The 25,683-nt window shown below is 39.4% G+C and carries 22 protein-coding genes and 2 pseudogenes; 3 read left to right on the top strand and 21 right to left on the bottom strand.

Annotation, left to right across the window (positions count from 1 at the left end; translation table 11 throughout):
* From IGI49_RS16355 to srlA, 20 genes and pseudogenes are all read right to left on the bottom strand, one after another.
* The gene (locus IGI49_RS16355) at window positions 1-846 is read right to left on the bottom strand and encodes a BsaA family SipW-dependent biofilm matrix protein (protein ID WP_429962534.1); all 846 of its coding nucleotides are present in this window, start codon (window positions 844-846) and stop codon (window positions 1-3) included.
* Window positions 843-1,565 carry a cell wall protein gene (locus tag IGI49_RS16350; protein ID WP_429962533.1) on the bottom strand — a complete coding sequence of 241 codons (723 nt, stop codon included), beginning with the start codon at window positions 1,563-1,565 and terminating at the stop codon, window positions 843-845. Before IGI49_RS16350 ends, IGI49_RS16355 begins: the two co-directional genes overlap by 4 nt.
* A 41-nt stretch (window positions 1,566-1,606) precedes the next feature.
* Entirely contained in the window at window positions 1,607-2,923 is a 1,317-nt protein-coding gene (locus IGI49_RS16345; RefSeq protein WP_429962532.1) for a hypothetical protein, read from the bottom strand.
* 57 nt (window positions 2,924-2,980) lie between these two features.
* Entirely contained in the window at window positions 2,981-3,967 is a 987-nt protein-coding gene (locus tag IGI49_RS16340) for a signal peptidase I (RefSeq protein ID WP_429962531.1), read from the bottom strand.
* 13 nt (window positions 3,968-3,980) lie between these two features.
* A complete protein-coding gene (locus IGI49_RS16335) occupies window positions 3,981-5,126 on the bottom strand; it encodes a glucosaminidase domain-containing protein (protein ID WP_429962530.1) in 1,146 nt (381 codons plus the stop codon).
* A complete protein-coding gene (locus IGI49_RS16330) occupies window positions 5,116-5,433 on the bottom strand; it encodes a hypothetical protein (protein ID WP_010760231.1) in 318 nt (105 codons plus the stop codon). The genes IGI49_RS16335 and IGI49_RS16330 overlap by 11 nt, the downstream gene beginning before the upstream one ends.
* A gap of 2 nt (window positions 5,434-5,435) precedes the next feature.
* Window positions 5,436-5,882, bottom strand: coding sequence for a signal peptidase I (gene lepB / locus IGI49_RS16325; RefSeq protein ID WP_429962529.1), 447 nt, complete (start codon window positions 5,880-5,882; stop codon window positions 5,436-5,438).
* A 63-nt stretch (window positions 5,883-5,945) separates the two neighbouring features.
* The gene (locus tag IGI49_RS16320; RefSeq protein WP_429962528.1) at window positions 5,946-7,085 is read right to left on the bottom strand and encodes a hypothetical protein; all 1,140 of its coding nucleotides are present in this window, start codon (window positions 7,083-7,085) and stop codon (window positions 5,946-5,948) included.
* 19 nt (window positions 7,086-7,104) lie between these two features.
* On the bottom strand, window positions 7,105-7,977 hold the full coding sequence (locus IGI49_RS16315) for a hypothetical protein (protein WP_429962527.1): 873 nt from the start codon (window positions 7,975-7,977) through the stop codon (window positions 7,105-7,107).
* 402 nt (window positions 7,978-8,379) lie between these two features.
* Window positions 8,380-9,486, bottom strand: coding sequence for a tyrosine-type recombinase/integrase (locus IGI49_RS16310; RefSeq protein WP_429962526.1), 1,107 nt, complete (start codon window positions 9,484-9,486; stop codon window positions 8,380-8,382).
* A gap of 845 nt (window positions 9,487-10,331) precedes the next feature.
* Window positions 10,332-11,219 carry a permease-like cell division protein FtsX gene (locus tag IGI49_RS16305; RefSeq protein WP_429962525.1) on the bottom strand — a complete coding sequence of 296 codons (888 nt, stop codon included), beginning with the start codon at window positions 11,217-11,219 and terminating at the stop codon, window positions 10,332-10,334.
* Window positions 11,220-11,485: 266 nt separating this feature from the next.
* Window positions 11,486-14,128, bottom strand: coding sequence for a calcium-translocating P-type ATPase, PMCA-type (locus IGI49_RS16300; protein ID WP_429962524.1), 2,643 nt, complete (start codon window positions 14,126-14,128; stop codon window positions 11,486-11,488).
* A 1,387-nt stretch (window positions 14,129-15,515) separates the two neighbouring features.
* Complete coding sequence (locus IGI49_RS16295) at window positions 15,516-15,950, bottom strand: type II toxin-antitoxin system HicB family antitoxin (RefSeq protein ID WP_429962523.1); 435 nt, start codon at window positions 15,948-15,950, stop codon at window positions 15,516-15,518.
* Between the two features lie 34 nt (window positions 15,951-15,984).
* Window positions 15,985-16,170 (bottom strand): annotated as a pseudogene (locus tag IGI49_RS16290) (type II toxin-antitoxin system HicA family toxin).
* 206 nt (window positions 16,171-16,376) lie between these two features.
* Window positions 16,377-17,210 (bottom strand): class II aldolase, encoded by an 834-nt coding sequence (locus tag IGI49_RS16285; RefSeq protein WP_429962522.1) that lies wholly within the window; start codon window positions 17,208-17,210, stop codon window positions 16,377-16,379.
* 20 nt (window positions 17,211-17,230) lie between these two features.
* Window positions 17,231-17,905 carry a triose-phosphate isomerase gene (locus IGI49_RS16280; protein ID WP_429962521.1) on the bottom strand — a complete coding sequence of 225 codons (675 nt, stop codon included), beginning with the start codon at window positions 17,903-17,905 and terminating at the stop codon, window positions 17,231-17,233.
* On the bottom strand, window positions 17,895-19,358 hold the full coding sequence (locus IGI49_RS16275; protein ID WP_429962520.1) for a xylulokinase: 1,464 nt from the start codon (window positions 19,356-19,358) through the stop codon (window positions 17,895-17,897). Before IGI49_RS16275 ends, IGI49_RS16280 begins: the two co-directional genes overlap by 11 nt.
* A 5-nt stretch (window positions 19,359-19,363) precedes the next feature.
* A complete protein-coding gene (locus IGI49_RS16270; RefSeq protein ID WP_207700599.1) occupies window positions 19,364-19,732 on the bottom strand; it encodes a transcriptional regulator GutM in 369 nt (122 codons plus the stop codon).
* An 18-nt stretch (window positions 19,733-19,750) separates the two neighbouring features.
* Window positions 19,751-20,758: a PTS glucitol/sorbitol transporter subunit IIB gene (srlE, locus tag IGI49_RS16265; RefSeq protein ID WP_429962519.1), complete on the bottom strand. Its 1,008-nt coding sequence runs from the start codon at window positions 20,756-20,758 to the stop codon at window positions 19,751-19,753.
* Window positions 20,759-20,787: 29 nt separating this feature from the next.
* The gene (gene srlA, locus IGI49_RS16260; protein WP_207700597.1) at window positions 20,788-21,321 is read right to left on the bottom strand and encodes a PTS glucitol/sorbitol transporter subunit IIC; all 534 of its coding nucleotides are present in this window, start codon (window positions 21,319-21,321) and stop codon (window positions 20,788-20,790) included.
* Between the two features lie 180 nt (window positions 21,322-21,501).
* Between srlA and IGI49_RS16255 the strand changes: the two genes are divergently transcribed.
* From IGI49_RS16255 to IGI49_RS16245, 3 genes and pseudogenes are all read left to right on the top strand, one after another.
* The gene (locus IGI49_RS16255) at window positions 21,502-21,861 is read left to right on the top strand and encodes a PTS glucitol/sorbitol transporter subunit IIA (protein WP_429962518.1); all 360 of its coding nucleotides are present in this window, start codon (window positions 21,502-21,504) and stop codon (window positions 21,859-21,861) included.
* A gap of 152 nt (window positions 21,862-22,013) precedes the next feature.
* Window positions 22,014-22,748, top strand: coding sequence for a GntR family transcriptional regulator (locus IGI49_RS16250; RefSeq protein WP_429962517.1), 735 nt, complete (start codon window positions 22,014-22,016; stop codon window positions 22,746-22,748).
* An 83-nt stretch (window positions 22,749-22,831) separates the two neighbouring features.
* Window positions 22,832-22,990: pseudogene (locus IGI49_RS16245) on the top strand (IS256 family transposase); the annotation flags it as partial.
* A 229-nt stretch (window positions 22,991-23,219) separates the two neighbouring features.
* Here the strand turns inward: IGI49_RS16245 and IGI49_RS16240 are convergent.
* A complete protein-coding gene (locus IGI49_RS16240; RefSeq protein ID WP_429962516.1) occupies window positions 23,220-25,529 on the bottom strand; it encodes a Spy0128 family protein in 2,310 nt (769 codons plus the stop codon).
* Window positions 25,530-25,683: the final 154 nt, after the last annotated feature.

The raw sequence follows: 25,683 nt of genomic DNA, 5'->3' as shown, positions 1-25,683 counted from the left end.
TTAATTCGACAATTTACTTTGATAGAGGCTATAAACGTAATCCGTTGACTGGATTCCCCAATCGGAAAGTAATTCCTTGGTGATGTCATGGGCATCCATGGCAGGTACTAATTTGTAGAAGGCCCCTTTGTAACGGTTCGCATAAGCTGCGTTTAAGGTGACACTGTCTAATAAATTACTGGTTTCCTCATTGGGACGAAGAACTTCAGAATAATAAAAGTAGCCATCCTCGTAATACCAATAAGCTTTATCCGTCCCGGCAGGCTGTTCATTTTCATCAAACACTTTTCCATTAGGGAAATTTAGTTGGATAGCTGGCAATGGTTCTGTCCGTGTCCCTCGATAGGCAAAGGACTGATCCTTTAATGCATAATTCGCTTTATAATGCGTATTTGCATTCATTTCGTATGTCTTACCGACTACCCACGTACTCGTATCCTTCACATTAACAACTGGCAAAACAGGTGCAGGATAAACGGTTAGATCCCCGTTCCCATTTCCGTCATCATGATTGTCTTGTGCATCGGTTTCAAAGCTAACGAAGGATTCCGTCAGAGACAGACGAACAATCGCTGGAACCTCACCATTATTTTTCACCTTGATTTGTTTCGTTTTTACTGTCCCAGGTGCCCAGTGTAAAACTGGATCAAGATCTCCTGTGATTTTGGCGGAGAGCTTCTTTTGGTTCTCCTCCGCACGATTCACTCGCTCATCACTGGAGATAATCCACGCATAGGTACTTCCCATTATCAATAGTAAACTCAATAAGATGGAGAAGAAGGCGAAAAAGCCTTTACTGTGATAAAATACTCGGAATAAATGACGCCACTTTTCACGTTGGTTCACCCCTCCTCCTCCTCTCTTCTTTTTTTCCATAGACACAACGAAATCAATACTAACAGCAAGCCAGTTAAAAATTTGTAAACAAGCTTTTCGCCAGTTTGTGGTAAGCGTTTATTGCTTGGCGCGGTTTTGGGTAGCGCTCCAGGCTCACTTGAAGGGATTGGTTCTTTCGGCTCTGTCGGTTTTGTGGGTTCGACTGGCTGGTCTTTGGTTCCAACAAAGGTCCAGTAAAATTCAACCTGGCTTTGTTCCCGCAAGTCTTCGTTTGTCAACGTAGAATCCATTGTGAAGGTTGCGTTCAACACTTTATCGGTTCCATATTTGCAAACACCTAATTCTAGTGGTGTTTTTGACCAATCAAAACTGCCATTGCCTAACAGCGGTCCCTTATAGATTTCTTCCCCGTCTAACACTAAGGTCAACGTGATGTGTTCTTTCCATAAAATAGAGCCCTTCGAATTTACTTCTTCGACTAGCAGCCCCAATGAAAAAGGTTCTTCTAAATCCAAGCTGCGGATGGTAATTTCCTTTTTATAGGTTTCACCTGGCAGAATGTTTAACAAGTCAATATAGTATTCTCCATCTGACTCGGCATACACACCATCAGAATCTCCAATAACCATGCCGGGAGGAAGTGCTTTTGCTGCTTGCACCGTACGCGTACCGCAAAAGAGGAAACAGAAACACAGGATACTGCTTAATAGAATTGTAAGCTTTCTCAATATCTGCCACTTCTCCCTTCATTTCATGGTGTCCTTTTCAATTAAATACCCGCTTTAAGCTTGGTAACAATTAGTGATGTATCACCAGTTGGTGCTGCACCGTCACCTAAGTTCCAACCTGCTGAATCAGTTAGTGCATCCGCATTGGCTTGAACGGCTTCCATTTTCACAACTAAATCATAAGAAGCGTTGGTGTATTCCGTGCCCATTTCACTTTCAAAAACTAATTTATCCAATAGATTCTTCGTTGTTTCGCCTGATTTTACTGGTACTGTGTAATAGAACCAGCCATCATCTGCGTTGTAAACCCATTTATTGCTGTCTAACGCAGTCGTATTGGTCATATCTGCACTGTAGCCGATACGAATATTCGTCTTACCTAAACCGTTTTTATCTGCTTGAACGCCTTTATTACCTGCTGCTGTTGGAATTTGATCTGCTACTGTTGCTGGTGTTACTGCTGGAAGGCCAGCCGCACTGGTAAAGCCTAAGCCACCAAAAGTGTAATCATAATCTACGCTGTAACGAACACCGTCAGTACCAAGCAATGCGCGGCCTGTTGCTGCACCGTCTTCATCTGGTAGAGTAGATTTCGCCCAGTTAACTGCCGTATTCTTATAACCATTTTCGTAGTAACCGTACTTCACATTAGTCAAAGCAAAGTTCCAGTCTTTCGCATCAAGACTGCCATTTTCATTGCTGACCGTAATATTAAAGGTCATCGATTGATATTTGTTTTTACTTGCATCATAACCAGCATCACCAGGATTTTTCCCAGAGTTATCTGCATGGGTGAAGTATTCATACATTAGTTTAGATTCATAGCTGATTTTCTCAGCTCCAGTAACGGCATCGACTGTTTTTCCACCTTTAACTAAAAGCTTCACGTTGTCATCTGCTGGTGTTGCTAAACCAGTAATTTGGCCAGCAGGTACTTGGACAAAGCCATCTTTATACGTTTGATCCCCATTAAAGTTAATCGGCATATGTTTGTTTAAACCTGAATCATTCGCCACATAAGTATATCTTGCTCCTGTAACTGAACTTGGATCGTACTTTTCAGCACCCAATTTAGCCAAATGCTTCAAGACTTCTTCATAAGATACACGAACAAATACACTCGCTGTACCTGTGTTAGTTACGGCTACTTCTTTCGTCGCTTCCGTTCCTGGTACTAATGGTTTTGGTTCCCATGTTTCCTTTACTGTTACGCTATTGTCACTTACTGCTGCGGATTCCGCTCGGTTAATCCGTTGATCTTGCGCAGTAATCCAGGCAAACGTTCCTGATATTGCTGCAATTAAGGCTAGAGCTGCAGCTGCAGCTAATAGCTTTTTCTTCTTACTATTCTTCTTCATTTCTTTTCCTCCTGTTTCCCTTTTTCTTTTTATATAAACACCTGCAAATGCAAGTGGTTATACCCCAGTGGGATATTCATTTCTTCGATTTGCTTGTCTAGCTGGCGGTTCTGGCTGTAAAAAGTAAGCTTTGAGTACCAGGAAAAAACCGAAAACTGACAGGACGCAAATCAGACATAACCATAGATTTTCTTGCACAAAGCTTAGGACGCTGCCCATTTTAGGAATGACAAAAGTCACTTTACCGTAAATCCGATCGGCTTCAATTGGTGGATCATTGGTGTTATTGGCATCTCCTTTAGTGATAATGTAATCACCCTTTTTGCCATTTAACTCATCTAAACGACCCACCATTCTGTGCGTCAAGTAGCGATCGCTATCCCCTACTTGGAAGGTAACAATATCTCCTTCTTTGATCTGATTGCTATCTACCAGCTTGACTAAAACAATGTCGCCTGAATAGAAACCACCCTTAGGCGAGTCCGGCTGTGGTGCCATCGAATCTGTCAATACCTGGTAAAACCGGTAGCCAAAAATCGCTGCATTGGATTTCTCACTAAAAGCAAACATTAATGAGCTGATCAAAATACCAATGGTCAACGTGTAGAAAAATAAGTTATAGAGAAACAAAAATATTTTTCGATTGGTTGATTGCTTGGCCTGCTGCAGCTGTTGTGCGCCCGATCCGGTTGCTTGCGGTTGCCTTGGCGGTCGCGGGCGTGGCGGCTCGCGAGTCCCATGACGATCATAGGCAGGACGGGGATTTCTATAGTGCTCCAGCGGTGGGCCCACTCTACTTTGTGGTCTCCTTGGTTCGCGTCGCGGGTCAACTGGACGCGGTGGTTGGTAGTATTCTCTTCGTGGTGCCTCTCGAATCGGCGGTCTGTCCTGATAGCGTGGACGCTCTCGCCGATTCTCGTAATACTCGTCGTCTTCATACCTTCTAACAGGTGGTCTATTGGAAGGGGGGCGCTCACGATACTGCGGCCGATCATCGAAATCATAGTCATAGTCTCGATCCCGGTAATCACGTTGTCTCGACATAGTTCCCCTTCTTTCATTGCGCAATTCGCTTGCCAGTAACCTGTTTAGCGGGACGCTGGGCAAGCGGCGGAATTATTTTTACTGGTTGCTTTGTTTCAGAAACTTGCAGATTCGACTTCTCAGTTTGTTCCGTGTCACTGTTTTCACTTGCTTGATTGGCTTCACTAGCTACTGTTTCAGTTTCCTTTTGATTCTCTGCTTCTTCAGAGGAATCCTCCTCTTCAGCATTTGGCTCTTTATCATAGGAAGTTAATTGATAGGTTTCAATTAAAGCATTCAGCTTTTTATCATAGGAAGTATCTGTGGCATAGCTTCCTGTTAAGGCTTTTGTTGCCTCTTGATAGGTCGCTGCCTGCTTTTTCCAAACCGCTTGATAAAAGCTGCTGTTGCCAGAAAGACCATTTTTTAGAAGAGAAGCATAATCTTCCAAGGATTCCTTATAGCTGGGATATTGGCGAAAAGACGATTGAATCGTATACAGTTGACCATTTCCTTTATCCTCTTGCGTCGCAAAGCTGACTTTCTTCCCTTGATAACTGCCTTTAATTCCAAATAAGTTATGATGAGGCGGTCGTGCCAGTTGGCTATTGCCAGATCCTGTTTCCAAAATTGCTTGGGCAATCATGACAGAGGCATACAAGTCTTCCTTCCAGGCAATTTGTTGCGCATCCTTGCCAATGGTTTGGATAAACTCCTCCGTCGTCTGATTTTTGGTTACAGAAAACTGGTAGTTCTCCTCTACTTTTTCGACTGGTAAAGCTGGGGGAACCTCTTGGATCGGTTCAGGTATCACAGCGGGTTCTGCAGGAGCTTCTGTTGCTTCCTTTTCTTGACTGCTTGCTTCTATAGGCTCTTCGGGCACTTCACTACTAGATACTTCATTCGATTCTTCACTGCTGGGAAGCGTACTTTGACTTCCAGTCTTTTCTGCTGACACAGAAGATTCGGGCGTCGACACCGACTCAGAAGATTCTTTTACCGTCTGTACTAATGCCTTCTTCTCTTTTGAAGAGAGCATTGTCTTTTCCTGTAACGTATTCTGTTGCTGGACAACCCCTTTAGTTTCTGCCGAAACGGTTTCCGGTTTTTGATCTTGACAGCCAGCTAACAAAAGCGTACTTACCAGTAAAAAACTACCTAATAAAACCTTACCGTTCATCCAACCTCCGCCTCTCGCTATTGCGGGGCTGCTGAGGATTTCTTGGCCGTTTGGGCGGACGAGCAGCCATTCGCTTCAAGTTCAATAGAATCGAATGATAATGTAATGCAGTCATTCGTAAATAAATAGCTAATACCATCAGCAGCAGCAGTAGAAATAATTGGCTAACCGTAACGACATCTTGAAAATCAGTAAAATAGAAAAAGACGCCTAGGACAAACACACCCAGCAGCACTACCAAAGAGAAGAGCCAATAGACCCAATACCAAAAGGTGTACCATTCGATTTTTTCTTGTAGTGTCTTCATTTTCAGTTATTCTCCTCTTTGATGATTCCTAAAATTTGTTTTTTCGAAACGACTCCGAAGATTCGACTGTCTCTTGAAACAGTCCGGTTATCCCCCAGAACAAAGTAATAGCCTTCTGGAATTGGCTCCTTGTATAGGCTCTTCCAGTTGAAATCTTCCGTTCGATCAGCGAATTCATCAGCAACTGGTTTTTCGTTTACAAATAATTGTCCCTCTTTAAAATCAACTTGCTCACCAGGCAGTCCGACAATTCGTTTTAAATAAAGTTCTTCGGGATCATCAGGCGGATGCAGGACGACCACATCAAAACGCTGCGGCTGATGGTGGGCCTTTATTTGGATGACTTCTTGTTCCCGATAGGTGGGATTCATGGATTCACCACTCACAAAATACTTGGGATACAACCAGTGATAGGTACGAAACAAACCAAAAAATAGGAAGTAGCACATAACAAAAGCAGTTCCCAGCAAAAGTGGCAAAGATCTACGATGAAGGGGACGTCTTCTTTGACCTCAGCCTGCCTCCTGCGCATCCTCAGTTGAAATATCCTTGTGCTCTCGGACGATTCTTTCAAGCACCGAGCTTTCTCCTTGGAGTAAATCAAAATAGGCAGCTTTGCTGAGCAGATTGTCGTAATCCATTTTCATTAATTTGACGTAAGGCTTTCTAAACCAAGGTCGCGCATGTACCTTTGCCCGGGATTCAATTACCTGGCATTCATAAAGAACAAAATGAATATCTCTGGTGGAAAGGTTGGCCTTGATTTGCTTCACCTGATCCCGTTCGTAAACTAATTTGTTTCCGGTCACAGTCATTTTTTCAGTTTTATTCACTAACTCACCATTCAGCTGCCACATTTGCTCTAAGAAACGTGCTTTCTGCAGCAGGTAGGTATATTCTCGTAAGCTAATCGTCAAACGCTTGTCCCAATCGCTTTCTTCTTTGTCCGACTGGTCAAAATACTTGATCCCACTATAGAACATGGAAAGCTCCAGCTTCTCAATCACCATTTCCAGCTTTTGGTTCACTGCGCGTAAGCGTGCTTTACTCTGACTTTCCTGCCGAGAATTTTCTTTTTTGACTAGATCTAATGAAGTAGTCGTCTCCTGATCCTGCTCGTCAGTTGGTTTCTCTGGTTCTTTAGATTCTTCAAAATCTTCTGAAATTTGTTGCTCCGCTAGCTCCAGCAGCAATTGTTCCGCGCGTTTCAACGCATCATTCGCCGGCAATGAATATTGCTGAGTTAAACTTTCCTCCAGACTTACTGAAAAGGGAAAATCTGTTTCATTGAACGATACAGGAACAAAATCGAACCGATAAACTTGACGACCATACTTCGGTTCTTCTGTTTGGCATCGTATCCAGGCAAATTGCGGAAAGAATTGCTGCAACGACTGCCAGAAGGTTGACCAATTAAATTTCCCCGGCTGCAGCAGCAACTCCATATGATAGCTGCCGTTCATTAGTTTGAATAATTGATCAAAATGCTGATAAATTTTCTTCCGTTGATCACTGGTTAAGGTGCCATGAGGTGCGTACAAATATTCGCAGGCACGCTCAATTTCTTCCAACAATGGTTGAGTGATCAGTTCCTCCTGCATCATAGGCGCAGGGGTTGGATATAGCGCGACTTGATTGCTGGTTTGTTTCACCGCAAGCCCATCCTTTCTACTACTCTTCATCTAACAGCGAATCACTGTTAGCCAGTAGACGAACGTAGAATTGTGTTGTTTCTTCTTGTGCTGAACGCAGTCGTTTGCGGTAATTCTTAATTTCTTGTTTCATTACCCGCAACTCTAGGGCTGCATCATGGATGACCTGTTCTGCTTCTTGTTCTGCTTGACTGCGAATTCCTTTCGCTTCGTACTCAGCCCGCTCCAAGACAGATCGTTCTTTCTTTTTAGTCTCAACTAAAATCGTCGCTAACTCCGCCTTCATTTCTTCATTAGCAGTTTGATCTTTTTTCAAGTCTTCAATTTCCTGTTGTGCTTTGATAAGCGCTTCTGCTTGTTCCTGCATGTTGCTGTCAAGCTGAGCCTTTAAATGAGCGAGCCGCTGTTTCATTTGAACCAGCTCCTGCTCTTTTTCAGTTTGTTTCTCTTGAAATTGTTGTTCTTTTTCAGTTAGGGTCGTTGCCATGTTGGTCATTTCTGCTTGCTTGACCTCTAGCTGATGCTTTAATTGAGCAACGGTCTCTTCCAAGCGTTCAACTTCTTGCTGCATTGGTGATTCCTTAGCAGGCTCTTCGTCTACTTGTGGAGGAAGCACCTCGCCTTCTTCCTCATAGCGAGAGTCATACCGGTCTTCACGGGAATCGTACCGTTCCTCTGCTGAAGGAGCTGCTCTTCGTTGTGATCGCCGGTCGCCGCGTTCACTGCGATCATATTCAGAATAATTCTCGGCTGGCCGATCGTATCCTTCTTCTGGGTAACCTTCATACCCATAGTCTTCCTCATACCCCTCAGCATCGTATTCATCGTAATAGTAGTCTTCCTGATGTGGATCTTGATAAGCATCCTTTTTCTGTTTGCCAAATCCAAACATGTTCCTATTCCTCCTCGGTTACTAACCTTGCATTCTAATTTTCAAACTATGAGAAAGCTTTAACCCACCTACCAAATACGTGCTAAATAGTTGTACTTCGTGATAAAATATAAATAGATAGATGCCTCCTGCTTTCTATCTTTGAATTAAGGAAAACAGGATGACGTATCTAAAGCTTGCAATGACAGGCTTTTTTTTATGTGACGATTATTGATGACGGCTTATGCGTTTACAAAAAAAACATTCCATAACGAAAAATTCATTTTTCCACTAAAGAATTTATAAAGACAATGGTTTATTTGTCTAACCCAATATGATAGCGCTTTCTCAAAAAAGACAAAAAAACTCTTCCCCGAATCGTCTATTTGGCTTAAAAAAAACGGCCGTTATAGATCATTCAGTTTAGCTGATTGCTTTCTCCATGCTGGAAATGGCCACTATTCTTTGAGTCAACATCGAATCTGAATAAACATCCAATGTCATTTGTGAAGAGGCATGACCTAACAGGGCACTCACTGATGGAATATCCGCACCGCTTTCTAAGCAACGCGTCGCAAACGTGTGCCGCAATTGGTGAAAATGGATTTGACCCAGATTCGCCTTTTTACGAAGTCGATGGAAGTGGTACGTCAACAATCGTGGTTCACAGGGCTTCCCATTTACTGAAAATACATAGTCATCCGTTGCTTGTTTTTTGCGTTCCATCAGGGCTTCCCGGATTTTTTTCGACATTGGGATCACCCGAAGTGACGAAACACTCTTTACGGAGCTATAACTCATCTTCGTTTTTTGTCCATCCGGCATGGTTAAGCGTTGGTAAGTATTTTCAACCATGATTAAATTCTGATCAAATAAAATATTCTCCCATCTCAAAGCAGAAATTTCTCCAATTCGCATTCCTGTATGCATTGCCAGTACTACGGACAAGGCTTTCGAGCTTTTGGCCCTCTCTGCTAAGTGCTCTAATTTTCTTTGTTCCCGCTTGGAAAGTGCCCGAACCTTTTTCTTTTTTGCTTTTGGCAGCATCACATTAATACATGGATTTTTCTCGATTTTCCCCATTTGTTCCGCATTTTTTAGTGATTTGCTCAATAAACCGACAATAATTTTGATACTGCTGACAGATAACCCTTCATCCAGCCAGGTTTGAACCATTTTTTTCAACTGCTCACCATTGATTTCATGTAAGGGTGTTTCTTTTAAATGAGGCAGCAAGTAGCGATTGATTTTGTAACTGTAGCTAGAAAAGGTGGAATCCTTAACTGTAGCCTTCATTTCAACCGTCCACTGATTGATCCATTGCTGGTAGGTTAACCCGCCGGCCACCTGATAATGAGACAACAGGGCAATTTTCTTTTTCAACGGCTCAAGCTTCTCTTTTACTTCTCTGTAGGTTTTTCCGTAAATATATCCATAGCGTAATCGTCCATTTGATTTCCTTCCGATGTGATAACGACCTTCCCATCGACCATCTTTTCGTTTATAGATATTTTCTCCAGTACGCGCCATAAAATAACCAACTCCTTCGAATAGTTTGACGACGAATTTTGACGAGAATAGACAAAAAGTTTTCTAAGCGAAATCCTATGATTTCGCTCACTTTTACTCTCTTTAACATGCGATTATAAAAAAAAGTAACAGCAAATTTTAAATTACCGTTGCTTTCTCCCATCTTTTCTTTTATAATTTTTAGAGAATAGAATACAAAGATAAAAGCATGTATCAATTATGTGACCTAAAGCTGAGATTTTTTCCTGTTTTCCTTAATTCAAAGATATTTTTCAACTTTTCTCATAATATAGAAAAATCAATGCAATGTAAAACACCTTTTTAGTATATTTGTTGTTTTGCATTGTCTTTTGTTTTCTCTAGTAAAAATAACAAACACACAATTGAAATAGTCCCAATTTAGTTTAAAAATTACCTTTTTTCATTTATACATCTGCAAATTACATACCTTTCTCCGGAATTTTAAGTAATCAATCTTTCTATAACCTAAAAAATATTCTTAAATAAGCTCTATAAATAAAACTAACTATCTGTTTCATTTTTTAATTTTAGTGATCAAATAAATTTATATTTATAACCCTTGTATACTCCAAATATTTCCGAAATTATTCCTTGGTTTTCCAACGATTATTAAATCATTCTCTCACTTAGTAATATTTAATTATATTTAGCAGAAGGATCATTGTATTCCCAAAATTTCTCTGTTCCCCCTTGGACTGAACCTCTCCAATTGAGCGTATGTAAAAGCACCTAGCTAGTCCCAACAATCGAGACTTACTAGGTGCCTCATAGAGAACACAAAAAAACCAGAAGGTATCTGTAAAAAGATCCTTCCGGTTCACTGTTTATTTTGGATATTTGATACTGCTGCGGATCGCCATACTGGCACTCATTCCACCAATAATAATCGCCAATAAAATGTTGGCGCCAATAATACACGGTACTAAGGTTGAAAAGCCCATCCAATTATAACCTATAGGTATACGAACCCAATTTGTTACGAAACGATGATAGCCACCTAGTGCTATTGCTCCAGCTACTAAACCACCTAATCCAGTAAGCAACACGCTTTGAAGGAAGAATGGTCGATAAATGTATCCTCTAGTTGCCCCTAGCAAGGTTCGTGTTCGAATCTCTTCCTGACGTGTTTTGATACTCATCAGCAGAGTGGCAAAGAGGATTAAGCCGGTAAAGAGCAAAGTGATTGCTAGTATGACAAAGCCTGCGACCTGTACACTTCTTAGACCAGACAACAGGTTATCCGCTGCTTCATCGCCGTAGGTAGCCTGAAATACATCTGGCAGCTGACGAATTTGCCGCAACGTTGCTTGAATCTGTGAGTTGTCAGCAACCTCTACCGTTAATTGGTCATACAGCGGATTCGTATCTCCCTCCAGCATTTCAAAAGCACTACCGTATTGCTCCACCATTTGCTTCATGCCCTCATCCTTTGAAACAAAGGTGACATTAGTAATATTTCCTAAGCGTTGAATCCCCTGCTCCAACGCTTGAATACGCGGCTCATCTGCTGTGGCATTCACAAATACTTGAATTTGGATATTTTCCTTGGCCTGCTGTGAAAAGTGATTAATATTCAGCAAAAGAACCACTAGTAAGCTAAAGAAAAGTAAAGAAATCGCTGCTACTAGCCAGCTCATAATTGAAAGAAAACGATGCCGCGAAATGTTTTGCCAGCTTTCTTTCCAAAGTTTTTTTATTCGGTAACGAAACATCTTTTCCCTCCTTTAACAATACCGCTTCCGGCATACATTGAAACTTACTTCTAGATAAGAATGTATCAAACTCTTACGCCAGATATAGCCGTACTTTGCTATATTTTCCTTACTTTAAAGCTAGAATTTTTATTTGTTCTAAATTATGACAACATCCTATTAAATTATTATCGTATGAATTCTTCTTGATTGTCAACCCTTTTTCCAGCTTTTACCTCAAACAAAAAAACGACAAGAAATGGATTAGATTTCTTGTCGTCGAAGGTTTAAATTTCTTCTGGATCAATTTCTGGTGCTTTATGAAACTTGATTAGTTCATTGATGATGATTGGTACAAAGGATAAGACAATCGCAATCATCCAATGCGTTAAACCAATTGGTACTAGGTTAAACAGCTCTTGCGTAATTGGTACTAACGCAATCACCGTGGTAATGCTGATAGCTAATAAAGCCATTTGTGCCAACGATTTATTGGTTAATAGATTCACCTGGAAGATCGATTTGCTACTGCGGACATTAAAGACATGCAGGATCGATGAGTACGCCAAAACTAAGAAGGCTACAGTTTGCCCCACTTCAATGCTTGGTGCGATCCAATGGCTGACTTCATTAACAAATGCACCAACATAAAAACCAATCAAGGTAACAATCGTAAAGATCGTCGCATTCAACGCAATCTTTTGCCACAATCCACGAGCAAAGATCCCCTCATCATGAGGAATCGGTTTTTCATCCATAATACCTTTTTCAGCTGGTTCACGACCAAGAGCAAATCCTGGAAGACCATCAGCTACTACGTTTACATACAATAATTGAACGGCAGTAAAAGGTGCTCCCCAACCTAGCAGCATGGCAATTAATACGATAAAGATTTCTGAGATATTACAGCTCAACAGAAAGTTGATCGCTTTACGAATATTTTGATAAACAGAACGGCCTCGAGCAACAGCATCGACAATCGTTGCAAAGTTGTCATCAGTCAATACCATGTCAGCAGCACCTTTAGCTACATCAGTACCAGTAATCCCCATGGCTGCTCCGACATTACTTGCTTTCAATGCAGGTGCATCATTGACTCCATCACCGGTCATCGCAACAACTGCACCGCTTCGTTGCCAAGCTTTTACAATTCGAATTTTATCTTCTGGTGTCACTCGAGCATAAACAGATAAATGTCTCACTTGCTCATCTAATTCTTCATCAGTCATTTTTTGTAATTGGGCGCCAGAAATAGCTTCCTTGCGCGAGGCCATGATCCCTAATTCTTTGGCTATCGCACCGGCAGTTACTACGTGGTCCCCTGTAATCATGACTGTCTTGATTCCCGCTTTTTTGGCACGGGCAATCGCTGGTTTTGATTCTGGGCGTGGTGGATCAATCATCCCGATTAAGCCCATTAAGTGCAGATCTTTTTCTAATGCTTCTGAAGTAATCTCTTTTGGTTCTTCATCATGGATCGCATACCCTACTGCAATTACGCGTAAAGCCTTTTTACCAAATCGGTCATTCACTACAGCTGCCTGATCTACATCACCGTAATGGAATTTAGGAAGTAGTACGTCAAATGCCCCTTTAGTAATCGACATATATTTCTTTCCGCGCTTATGTACGGTCGTCATCATTTTACGGTCAGAATCAAAAGGTATTTCAGCAATCCGGGGATACTTTTCTTCCAATTCAGCTTTGGTATGATAGTTTTCTTCGACCGCACGAACAATAGCAGCTTCAGTTGGATTCCCTTTGACAAGCAATTCGTTGTCTTCAGTTTCAACGATGACATCACTATTGAGAGCGGCAATACTTAGTACTTCCATCGCTTCATCGGTCATACCTTCTTCGGTATCGACCACGGAATCTCCACGCGTCCATACACGGCGGACACGCATTCTATTTTGGGTAAGGGTTCCGGTTTTATCCGACAAGATCACGTCGGCAGAACCTAATGTTTCAACTGCGGGTAATTTACGGATAATGGCATTTTTCTTCGCCATCTTCTGAACGCCATAAGCAAGGGTTAAAGTAACGATAACCGTTAGTGTCTCTGGAACAGCGGCAACGGCTAATGAAACTGAGGTGATGAACATTTCTAATACAGGTTCTCCCTGCAGTTCACCAATAATGAATACTAAAGCTGCGGCAGCTAACGCGATAATACTAATGCGTTTCCCAAGCTGATTTAAACGTTGTTGTAATGGTGTTTTCTGTTCATGATCTTGATTCAGCAGACCAGCAATTTTCCCCATTTCAGTCTGCATACCAGTAGCAGTAATCACGGCTTTTCCGCGACCATTTACGACGGTAGATCCTTTATAAATCATATTCAGACGATCACCTAACGAATCGTCTTCCTGCGTTTCATAATCTGACTCTTTCATAACTGGTTCACTTTCACCAGTTAAGCCTGATTCCTCTACTCGCAGCTGCGAATCCTCAATGAGTCGGGCGTCTGCGGTAATCAGCGCGCCAGATTCTAACAGAACAATATCACCTGGTACAAGTTTTTCAGCGTCAATTTCTTCTACTTTTCCATCACGCATTACTCGCGAGGTTTGTTTGTTCATGTCCTGTAAAGCCGATAGTGCCTTTTCAGCGTTTCCTTCTTGCACAATCGATAAAACGGCGTTGATCACAACAATGGCAATAATCAAGAAACTCTCGAAATAATCTCCGTGATCGGTGGCGATTGCCGTGTATAGCGAGATGACCGCTGCGACCAATAAGATAATCGTAGTAAAGTCCGATAGGCTGCGGAAAAACTTCTTAGCAACCGATTCTTTCTTCGCTTCCTCAAACTTATTTTCACCGTTATTTTTAAGTCTTTTATCAACTTCTTGAGATGTCAAACCGTTATCGAAATCCGTGTTGAATTCCTTCTTTATTTCATCAATCGTCTTTTTGTATGGTTCCATCCTATTCCTCCTTTGCGTTATAAAAACCCACTCTCTTTACTTACTATAACATAGTTTCTACGTGAAACTCAATGAATACAACTTGAAAACTGGTCTTAAAGTAACAAAAATCTGTAATAAAATAATCGGATGCAAACGCTTCCCAAACGCATGATTCTGTGCTATTATATAGATACAAGGAAGGAGGACAGTTGTTATTCGAAGAATTTCTCGATAGATTATGTAGAAGAAAAAAGTAAACAGTAAAGTTGTTCGTAATACCAGATTCACCAAAAAGCAACATGATATGTGTAGAGTATTTTCTTATAAGTAGTGAATGCGTATCAGTAGTTGAACAAAGAATCAAAAGTAAGTAATCAGAGATACGTAAGAATAGAACGTAAGTAAAACTGAATAGTGTGAAAAAAAGTAATATAAGCAAGATTTATGTTTATGATCTAGAAATTCGTTTAAATACTTTACATGTATATGAAGTAAAGAAGTAAGCAAATTCGAATAGCAAATCCTTCCGAAGCAACACAAAGCCAGGCTTATCGAGAGCCTGGCTTTTTTGGTGGTGAAGATTGAAATTGGCTGAAGCAACAGTTATTTGGCGTGGTTTATGGAGGCTCGAATTTATAATAAGGAACAGCTAAGTCATGTACCATAGAAAAATGCATAATAGCCTATTCTCGTCGAATGGCAGACGAAAAGAGATGAGGAGGATATATACCACCTGCGCATAATCAAATTATCATTACTGATTATTGCATTTCTGTTGCTGATTCTTCCATTATGGGTTTGTATTCAGGGTGTGATATTGGGTTCCTTAGAGATGTTTCCTCGAGCAAGCGATATAGCAGCACGACGTGTCATATACAGTTTATTTACGATTGGTATCTTGCTTTGTGAGATAGCAATCGGATATAAGATTATCCAATTCATAAAAGGCCCAAAGCGGAAGTAATGAGACAGACCCAAAGTCACTTCAAACGAATACAAGGATAAAGAAATTTTAGCAGGTTGTTCCCTTTTTCATCAAAAATCACTCATCTTAGCGTTTAATCACTAAAACGAGCAGTTCTCCTTATCATTTCGCCATACCTTGAATTTTTCAGACGAATGAGCCTTTTTTCTAATAAGCTTAAAAAAAATCATTGCTGGTATGAAATTGATATTGTTGACGATGAGATATTGTATTTATCCGAGATTTTCACTTTAGAATTGGGATAGGTTCAAGGTAAATACAATATCTCGGTATCCACACACCAAATAGCCCGAACCTTAATAATAGGTTTAAGCTATTTGGTATTTTTTACGTATGGTTTGGAATACATTTTTTGCACAATAAGAAATGCTAAGAACTTCATCTAAAGAGTATGTTCTAGTAGTCCTCTTGATTGAGTTACTATTTTCGAGATTTATTTGAGAGAAGGATATCGTTTGCTTTATCTGCGATAGCTTCTGTTAAAAGAACTGAAAAATTCATGCCTGCTCGTTTCCCTAAAGTATCTGCCCATTTAGGAATAGTCAACGTTTTCTTAACCAGTTCAGTATCTTTTAAATACTTTGCAACGTTCACTCGAATGAATGTAGTAAAGGAAGCATTTTCAACTTTTATTTCATTAATTGGTGTTGGTTTTGGTAAAGGATCTTCATGCTCAATATAATCAGCTAAGACCATTCCAAGTACCTCTTCTGCCATTGCAAGCCCATACGAAATGTCATCTTCATTGATTCCTGTATATGCGCCTTGAATATCAGGGAATGTAATAAAATATCCGCCACCTTCTTCTGGTTGAAATACAGCTGGATAAGTTTTAGCTAAAGGTTCACTCAACACTTCACTCAGTCCTTTCTTTTAATTAAACACAGGATTATTTCAATCCCGCGTCCTTCAAAATTTGTTGCTCAAGTCCTCGTCCAAGATCTTGATTACCATGAACAGGAACAGTAATTCTTATACCATCCTTATAAAGATGATGATGAGACCCCTCTTACCTACGTTCAATCCAACCATTCTTTTTCAATAACTTCAGCATCTGTTTTCCTGTAAGTGGCATGCGCACTATACCTCCTTACAGCTTCACTTTAACACGTATCAACACGTGTTTAAAGATTTTTAATGTTCTTCATCAGCTTTTCACTCGATCTTTCTGCTCTCTAACTCCCATATTATTCAAACAGACTTGTTAATTTTTCTTTGAGTCGCCATACTTTGCGCACTAAAAAAGCCAACAATATTTTGCTGGCTCGTTGATTGAAAAAATCAATCATTCAACTCTTTGATTTTTTCAATAGTTTTCTTTTGGACAGAATTTTTTGCACTGGTTAAGACCGCAATTAGATTCGCTTCTTGATGATTTTCATCGTAAGCATGACCAATACTTTGAATATAGCTCTGCCGCAATTCGCTAGCTACATTGATCTTCACTACATTGTAGGCTTTCATTTTCTGCAGCTGCTCGGAAGCAATCCCTGAACCACCATGGATAACCAGTGGAATAGGAGATTCTTTTTCGATCTCTGCTAATAAATCAAAATCAATACAAGGCTCTTCAGCCATTCCATGTACATTTCCTACTGAAACTGCAAGTAGATCACAGCCTGTTCGCTCAACAAACTCCTTCACTTGCTTTGGATCAGTCTTGCAATCCGCCTCATTGACATGATCATCCTCTTTTCCTTTGATCGCGCCTAATTCTGCCTCAACAGGAATACCATAAGCTCTCGCAAAATCCACTGCTTCTTTGGTATAGCGAATATTTTCTTCAAAATCAAACTCAGCTCCGTCAATCATTACAGAAGTAAACCCTGCTCGAACTGCTGCTTTGAAGTCTTCCATCTTTTTACCATGATCTAAATGCAAAGCTACTGGTGTATCCATTTGCTTAGCTTTGCGTTCTACCATTTCCACGATTCCCTCGTAACCTGCTAACTCAATATTTGAAGGAGCGATTTGGATAAAGCTTGGAATTTTTGTTTCTTCAATGGCCTCTAAAATCCCAACTGTCGTTTCCAAATTGGTCGTATTAAAAGCGCCGCCCATTACCTGTTGTTCTTGAATAAAATTTACTAATAACTTACCGTTAACTAATGGCATTTTTGTTCACTCTCCTTACGTTATCTTAACGCTCCTAGTAAATCCGTCAGCAGTTCATTTTTATTTTCTGCTAATGCCAATGTACTGGAAATCCCCGTACCTTGAGCACCTAATTTGAGCAAGCGCCGAACATCTTTACCACAAGTAATACCTGCACCCTCCATGATCAATATCTCAGAATTCACTGCCCGCACTGCCGCAATCGTCTCAGCAATATAGGATTCATCACTCACTGTCCCAGTACCTACTAAACAATCCGGTTCACATAATATGATATCAGGATCTAAAGTGGCAATTGCTGCTGATTCCTCTGGTGTATCTGCACAGGCAATGGTGATGATTCCTAATTCCTTTGCTCGCTTGATCGTTCCACTCAATTCTTTAATAGTTAATGGATGTTCCATATGATTCAAAAAAGTTGCCTCAACGCCATTTGCCTTTAAAGATTCTAAAGGGGTTCTCCCCATTCCTCTACCCAATCCATTAGCATCCGCCGTTTGTGCCGTTACAATCACATGTTCAGTATTTTGTACGATGTTCACCAACTCAGCTGCTGGTGCCACAAAAAAGATAGAAGATTCATGTTTTTCGGCTAATTCATCCGTCATTTTTGCTAATTCTATTAGTTCGTTACCTACTAAGTAAGATTTAGGGCTAACTGTGAAAAAGGGAGGAGTTATTTGTTCACGCTTCATATCTTTCTCTCCTTTCCTTTTTGATCAAAGCATCCGAAAAACTGATGAATGCTTGATAGTTTTTTTTGTATTTTTTTACCAGCGTCTCTTCTGGTATCGTTTTACGCAGCTCATTTTCTAATTCAGGAAATTCATTGAATAAATTATAGTATGCCAGCATTGCTGCACCGCAGCTCGCTTCACGTGCAGTTTGATTGACAGTAACTGTTGTATTAAAGACATTGGCGAAAATTTGCGGCCAAATTTTACTTTTCGCGCCACCACCAATCAACAAAATATCTCGTTTTAGTTCTGGCTGCATTTGTTGCATCAAACGTTTCATCGCAAAAGCGACCCCTTCATAAACTGCTAATGAAAAGTTTGTTTGATCGTGGTTCAAAGTAATTCCGTAAAAAGCACCACAAAGATCAGATTCCTTGAAAAGTGTTTTATCACCATTCAAATAAGGAAAGAAAAGCACTTGATTCTCTCCTAATTGTTGCTCCAATTGATCTTCAAATTGTGTAACATCCTGTTGAATGATTTTTTTGGACCACCAATCAATTACTTTTGCCCCACTCTGCAATGCTCCTTGGGTGACTACACGTTGATCGTTTGCTGAAATTTTAGCAAGGATGTTTTTTCCGGTATTCAACCATTGACCTTTTTGATTCGTCAAAATCACCACGCCAGATGTCCCCAGCGAAATAATTGGCTGATTCTGATTTTGGTTGGCAATTGCAGAAGCAACATTGTCTCCTGTCCCCATAACTACAGGGATAGCTGCTTCTGCCTCAATTCCTAACAACGATAAATCTAGATTCCCAGCAAAATCAGACGCAAACTTCACTTCTGGAAAAATTTCTGAGGGAAGCTGAAAAGTATTGATTACCTCAGATGACCATTGTTCTGAAACGACATCATAGAGACTGCTAGTAGAAGCATCACAATAGTCAGTCGCTAATTCGCCCGTTAAAACATACCGAACATAATCCTTAGCAATCAGCAGCTTGCCTAATTTCTGATAGTTTTCGGGTTCATACGTCTTTAGCCAAATCAAGTTGGCAAGCGGACTCCCGGTAGATAAGATAGAAAAGATATTTTCTGTTTGCTTCACCCTTGGCAGCTTCATTTTGATCTCTTCTACAATGTCTACCGTTCGTTTGTCATTCCACATGATCGCTGGGCGAAATGGTTGATTCGCCTGATCTAAGAAAACGGTCGTATGCATTTGTCCGGTAAGTCCGACGCCCTTCACTTGTCGATAAGGAATGCTTTCAAAAATCTGTGACAACTGTTCTAGAACGTGAGTTGACCAGATCGTTGGATCGATCTCCGTCCAGCCATCCGTGGTCGAGACATATTCATAACCGCTGCTGTATTCCTCAATTAACCTGAAATTATCGCTATAGACTACTGTCTTTATTGAGGATGTTCCGATATCAATGCCGATAAAGTAAGTCTCCTTCGCCATTGGTATCAACTCCGTTGTTCTTGGATTTTATTTACTGACAGCTTCAATGCATCATAGAATTTGTCGCCATCCAGTTCAGTTAAAACCGTATTTACCCCACAGCCGACTAATTCAGATTTTTGCTTAAACTTGGAAAAAGTCGTCCAACCATATAGGTACTGACACTCAGTGATATTTCCTTCAAAATCGCTCACGGTAATGATCATGACTTTTCGAAAAAAATTGACCTTACTGACACCCGTTCCTAAATAGCCGGAAAAACTTTGCTTCAATTCACTCAGCTTTCGATTGACCTTTTTCCAGTGAAAGTAAGAAGATATCGTGCCTAATATCCAAATCAACATAATCAAAAGTAATACTTTCAAATCTCCCATGGTCTTTACTCCTATCTTTTACAGTCCAAATGAGGCAAAATACGCAATAATGATTGCTAATGGTCCTGTTAATAGTTTCCCGATTAAAAAGGCCGGTACGCCATTTTCGATCGTTTCTGGTTTTGCTTCCATTAATGTCAAACCAACTGGGGCAAAATCTGATCCAACCTGACAGTTCACTGCATATAAAGCTGGTAATGCATAATGAGCAGGAATTGTCCCGCTTGCAATTTGGTTCCCAATCAAAAGACTGATTACCGAAGCAATAATTGCTCCTGGACAAATCAGCGGCGAAAGGAATGGGATACTACAAAACAGTCCGATCGCGATCAATCCCCAAATACTTCCTGCCAATGGTGACAATAGATTAGCAATAACATCTGCAAAACCTGTATAGTTAATAATCCCGATTAACACTGATACGAATAGCATGAAAGGAATAATATTTCGCACCAACGTATCAACTGTATCGCGAGCTGCCTGATAAATGACGTTGATAACATTACCTACACCTACACCGACTTTATTAATTGCATCCATCATGCCATTGCTTTTCGTCTTGTTGGATTCATATTTTTCCCGAGCTTCTTTGGTAATGCTTTTCTTTGGCCCTTGGACAGCTGTTTCTTTTACTGTTGAAGAAATCGGTGCTTCATCGCCTTCAGCAAGAGCAATACTTTCTGGCACAACACCTGAAACAAAGATATCTTCCGTAATATATTTTGCTAATGGACCAGAAGGTGAGCCTAATTTCACATTGACTGTTGGAATTCCTAGTTTCGGATAAGTACCACACCTAGCAATCCCTGCACAATCAATTACAGCACAGAAAGCTTCCCCCGTATCGATTGGATTGGTAAACTGATCAATCACTGTCGCACCAGATAATTCTGCAATTCGTTCAGCAACTGGATGAACACCACCTGTTGTGACACTAATGACGTATTTCTTTTCATCTGTTGGTTTTACTACTAACGGGCCACCCCAGCCGCCATTTCCATGAGAAATTTTAATTGAGTTATACATATCACTTCGTCCCTTTCTTTTTCATTTTCCTATGTTTCAGAAACTTCAGCGGATCTTCTAGCGGCAAAGCGTCTTGCTAACTGTTCGGTAACAATTCCTCTGATCAAGCAAATTACAAAACCTGTTAATAGGAAGCGAATCGCCAAATCACTCTGATTACCAACCGTTGCAAACCCGCCAGAAACACCCAACCAAACAAATAATTCTGAGGAATTAGCATGTGGGAACAAGCCTGTAATCGGATGGAGCATTGAAACCGTCGAATCATAAAACCCTGCTTTATACTCCTCTTCTAAAAAGGTTCCAAAGGTATAACACATTGGATTGGTCAAAAAGAAACAAGCCATGAACGGAATGATTGTGTATCTCAAAATCGTAAATCGCGTCATTTTTTTCATGAAACCAAAGACTCGATCTTCACCGATAAATTGAATAAGAGCATTAACAAAAAGAATCAGACAGGCGATTAGCGGGATCATTCCTCCAACAAACGAAGTAAATTGGTCGGCGCCAGCTTGGAACAAACCAGTAAAATGTTCAGCAATACTTACTAAGAAATCCATACGTAAACTCCCTTTCTTTAATTAAGATCAAAAAACCAACGAAACGAACAAATCCTCCCCTACTTGTGATAAATGCTAAAATTTGTTACTATACATATATAAACGTCTATAATGGTATAGTAATAGGAACGCTTTCATTTGTCAATAGGGTTTATCAAAATATTTCGAGGAGGAAGTAGAATGAACATTTTTGAAACTCAAGTAATTGCGATTGGTGAAGATGCTGAGGATTTCAAACTGGAGGATATGTTGTTGCTCTTTGGAGAAGCTGCTCCGCCTGAACTAAGTGATTTTTGTTATAAGATTCTAATCAAGCCGATTCAGCAAAGCATCGCACCTGGAATGAAGATCTGGTTTAATGAGAACGCCTACAATATTACAGCTGTCGGTGAAGTTGCTGAAGAAAATTTGAGGAATCTCGGACATATCACTATCAATTTTAATGGTGCGACTACTTGTGACATGCCTGGTACCATCTATGTTGAACACAAAGACTTGCCTAATCTCAAGGTCGGCGATACAATCTCAATCAAAATGTAGTTTTTTTATTCTTAATTTTTCGTCATGATCAACAAAAAAATAACCATTGTCATTTAGTTCAATTTTTAGAGAATTATTCCTACATATCACAGGTGAAATTGGATATAATGAGAGCAAGAACTTTTCGACTAAGAGTTAGGAGAATTGACTTTATGGAAATCGATAAAAATTCATTAATACCAATTTATGAACAAGTGATGGACTATATTCAAAAGAAAATAGAAAAAGGCGAATGGAAAAAAGGGGATAAAATATCTACCGAGAAAGATCTCATGGAACTTTTTGATGTAAGTCGTGGAACGATTAAGAAAGCGATTGCTTTGTTAGTAGAAGAAAAAGTATTGACGCAAAAACAAGGAAAAGGAACCTTTGTCATTGATGAGAATATCAGTTTTCCCTTTGCTGAAGGATTGATTTCCTTCTCTGAATCAATGAAAAACCAAGGCCTTGAGTTTGATACAAAATTAATTAATTTAGAAAAACGACAGGCCGACGAAAAAATCGCTCGCATGTTAAAAATCAATATAGACGATGACTACTTGTTTATTGAACGGACGCGGACGGTTCATGATGAAGTGGTAATGTTTATCCAAAATAATATCAACATTCAATTAGCACCAGATATTGATACTGCAGATTACGCTCATGAAAGTCTGTTTAACATCGTTGAAAATTATAGTAAACATAAGGTAGCCTACAGCGAGACTTCTTTTGCCGCTGTCCCTTCAACTAAAACGATTTCGGAGCTTCTTCAAGTTGAAGAAAACTCTCCATTGCTTTATCAAGAACAGCTTGTTCATTTAGATGATGATTCGATCATTGAATTAGGACGTGTCTGGTTAAAATCAAACAAATTCTACGTAGGAAGTATTTTGCAACGAACTTAATATTTTAACCTTAACTGTGTGAGTAACCATTGATTCCAAGTAGGTGGTTGCTTCACAGTTTTTCTTTTTCTAAGTGAAACTAAAGGGGCTTTGCTCATGTTAGGCAATTGTTTGATTTTTCTTCGCGATTCGTAAAATCATGTATGTTACGAATGCCGTTGAGAATGCACTCCTTAAGCTTCTATATTTACGTACAAAAGAATGGTGGTCGGATCCAAAATTGGGCGATGGTCATCAATTAATTGATGACCAACGAATCCTTCTCTTTCCGAATTGAAAAAGTATGCTGTGTATCTATCGTAAGACTGGGTTTATCTATCCATGCTTTCAATCGGACCATTCCTTACTGAGTAAGCCAATGAATATCTTTACCGTGTAGAAAGACTTTCAGCTAGATAATTTCCACAGTTTAGTTGACACCCCCTCTCTATGTTCCATGTATCAAAATTTTGCTTCTTAAAAAAATTAAGATTAATTTTCCTTTTTATATTTTTTTTGAATTGCGCACAATACTACAATAAAAACTATTGAAAATCCTACCAAGGTTAGTGTTACTGATTTCTTTTCCCCTGTAACTGGAAGTAACTTACCGGATGATTTTCCAACTCCACTACTGCTATTGTTATTTTTTTGAGTTGTTGTAATTGTAGTTGATGGTTTATAACTATTGTTGAAAGTTTGATCACCAGTATAAGCTGCTGTTGCTTCTAACTTCCCATTATTATCTTTCACTGTTACAGCTACAGTTATCACATGCGAGTCATAAGTCATTCCTACTTGAGTTCCTTGCACTTCTTCGATGGTGTACGTATAAGTACCTGCTTTATCGTAAGTAATTTCGTCAAAGTTGATTGCTCCTTGGGCATCATTACTCTTTGTTTGCAGTACTTTCCCGTCACTGTCCTTCAATTCGAAGTTAAAGTCTCCAGCATTTAAGGTCTTACCAGTCAATTTTTTATTGGCTGTTAAAAAGACTGCTCCATTTGATGGTTTATAACTATTGTTGAAAGTTTGATCACCAGTATAAGCTGCTGTTGCTTCTAAATTCCCATTATTATCTTTCACTGTTACAGCTACAGTTGTCACATGCGGGTCATAAGTCATTCCTACTTGAGTTCCTTGCACTTCTTCGATGGTGTACGTATAAGTACCTGCTTTATCGTAAGTAATTTCGTCAAAGTTGATTGCTCCTTGGGCATTATTACTCTTTGTTTGCAGTACTTTCCCGTCACTGTCCTTCAATTCGAAGTTAAAGTCTCCAGCATTTAAGGTCTTACCAGTCAATTTTTTATTGGCTGTTAAATTCATTTTAGTACTACTGATCTTTCTATTTATAAATTCCATGTTGTATTCTTTATTACTATCAAAATCCGCTGGTGAAATTTTTAGTTCTTGAGTTGATAACTGGTACCCATCAGGAGCTTTTATTTCCTTTACTGTATAATTATCTTTTAACACATTTTTTAATTGAGCATTACCTAATGCATCTGAAATAATCGTTCCAACAACTTGTCCCGTTCTATCTCTAACAATTTCAAATTCAGCCTCTGCTAAAGCATTTCCTTCACCATCTTTTTTTTGGATTTTTATGGCATAAGTATATCCTTCTGCAGTCCCCCCACCTTTTTGGTATTTTATTTGGCTTTCCACTTCACTTACGATTTCTTTATTTGAATTTAATACTGCTTTATTATTAAACTTTTCACCATCATTTGGAATATAACTTAACAAAACATTATATTTAATTACAAAACCCTCATCTTTTTTTATATCACCTAATTGTATTGTAAAGCCCTTGTCATCTGGATCTAAATTCACTATATACTCAGTTGTAACATCAGTTTGATTCTCAAGATTCCAGGAAGGTATAGAATTATCCCAGACCCAATTTCCTTTTAATATTTGAAAACTACTTATATCTATTTGTGCTCCATAAAAATCTAGACGATCTTTCACAGTAGTATTTGCGTAAGTTTGTTGATCATGATTGATTGCTAAATAATAATTCAATGTATCAGATTTAGCCGGGTCTACCCAACCACTTTTTTCAATAGGATCTTCATTTTTTCCACCCGGCCCATCGTAATCCAACTTGCCACCATTAATTACTGTTCCGTCAACATCAACATCAACGCTTATAGTTTCTTTTTCCTTTACGATTTCAGTATCAACTTTAGCATAGAAAAAAAATGTTCCAGAAATATCTGAATTTTTTTCTACAAAGTCTGTGTAAGTCAATACAACTGTTTTTGTATTAGAATCAATAACAGCATTCGCAACAACATTTCCTTCCCTATCCTTAACATCAAAACTTTCTGTTGCATAAAAAGTTAGCGTGTTTGGCAATGTGATTGTTGTTGTATTCCCAACACTTACTTGATTATTTGGAATTGTAAAATCTCCATAAATACGAAATGAATCCCATGACCCTATTGACGTATTTATGGCATTACCAAAAGAATCAGTAATTCGTATACTAGTAATTACATTTGGGGCGGCAGTATCAACCGTAGGCCCCCTCGATTTAGCATTATTTTCTACATCTTCTGACGATATAACACTTTCTTGTTTTGAAGCTTCAGGTATTTCTTTATCTTCATTAACTATTTTTTCGAAATCATTTTCTAGTTTATAATTTTCCTCTCTCGTATCAATTTTAGACTTTTCTTGTTGGTGAGAATTGACCTCCATTGTTGTTTGGGCTACTGCTGTTAGCGGCGATATAACATTAGTCGTCATTATCAACAATAATCCTAGATATCTAAACATTTTCTTACCCATTTTTAACACTCCCTCCACGATTAATAGTACCATTATATCAATTTACTTAATTTTTTTCAGATTTTTCTTTCTTTTCGAGTTAATTTCAATTCATCGTAAAGTCTTACATGTGCTACAACCTTCAGCTATGTTTAGAGGTTAATAATTAGCAATT

The organism is Enterococcus sp. AZ071 (genome assembly GCF_050499065.1).
Classification (GTDB): domain Bacteria; phylum Bacillota; class Bacilli; order Lactobacillales; family Enterococcaceae; genus Enterococcus_A; species Enterococcus_A ferrettii.
The sequence above is the reverse complement of the archived record's forward strand: the minus strand, read 5'-3'. Positions and strand labels throughout refer to the sequence as shown.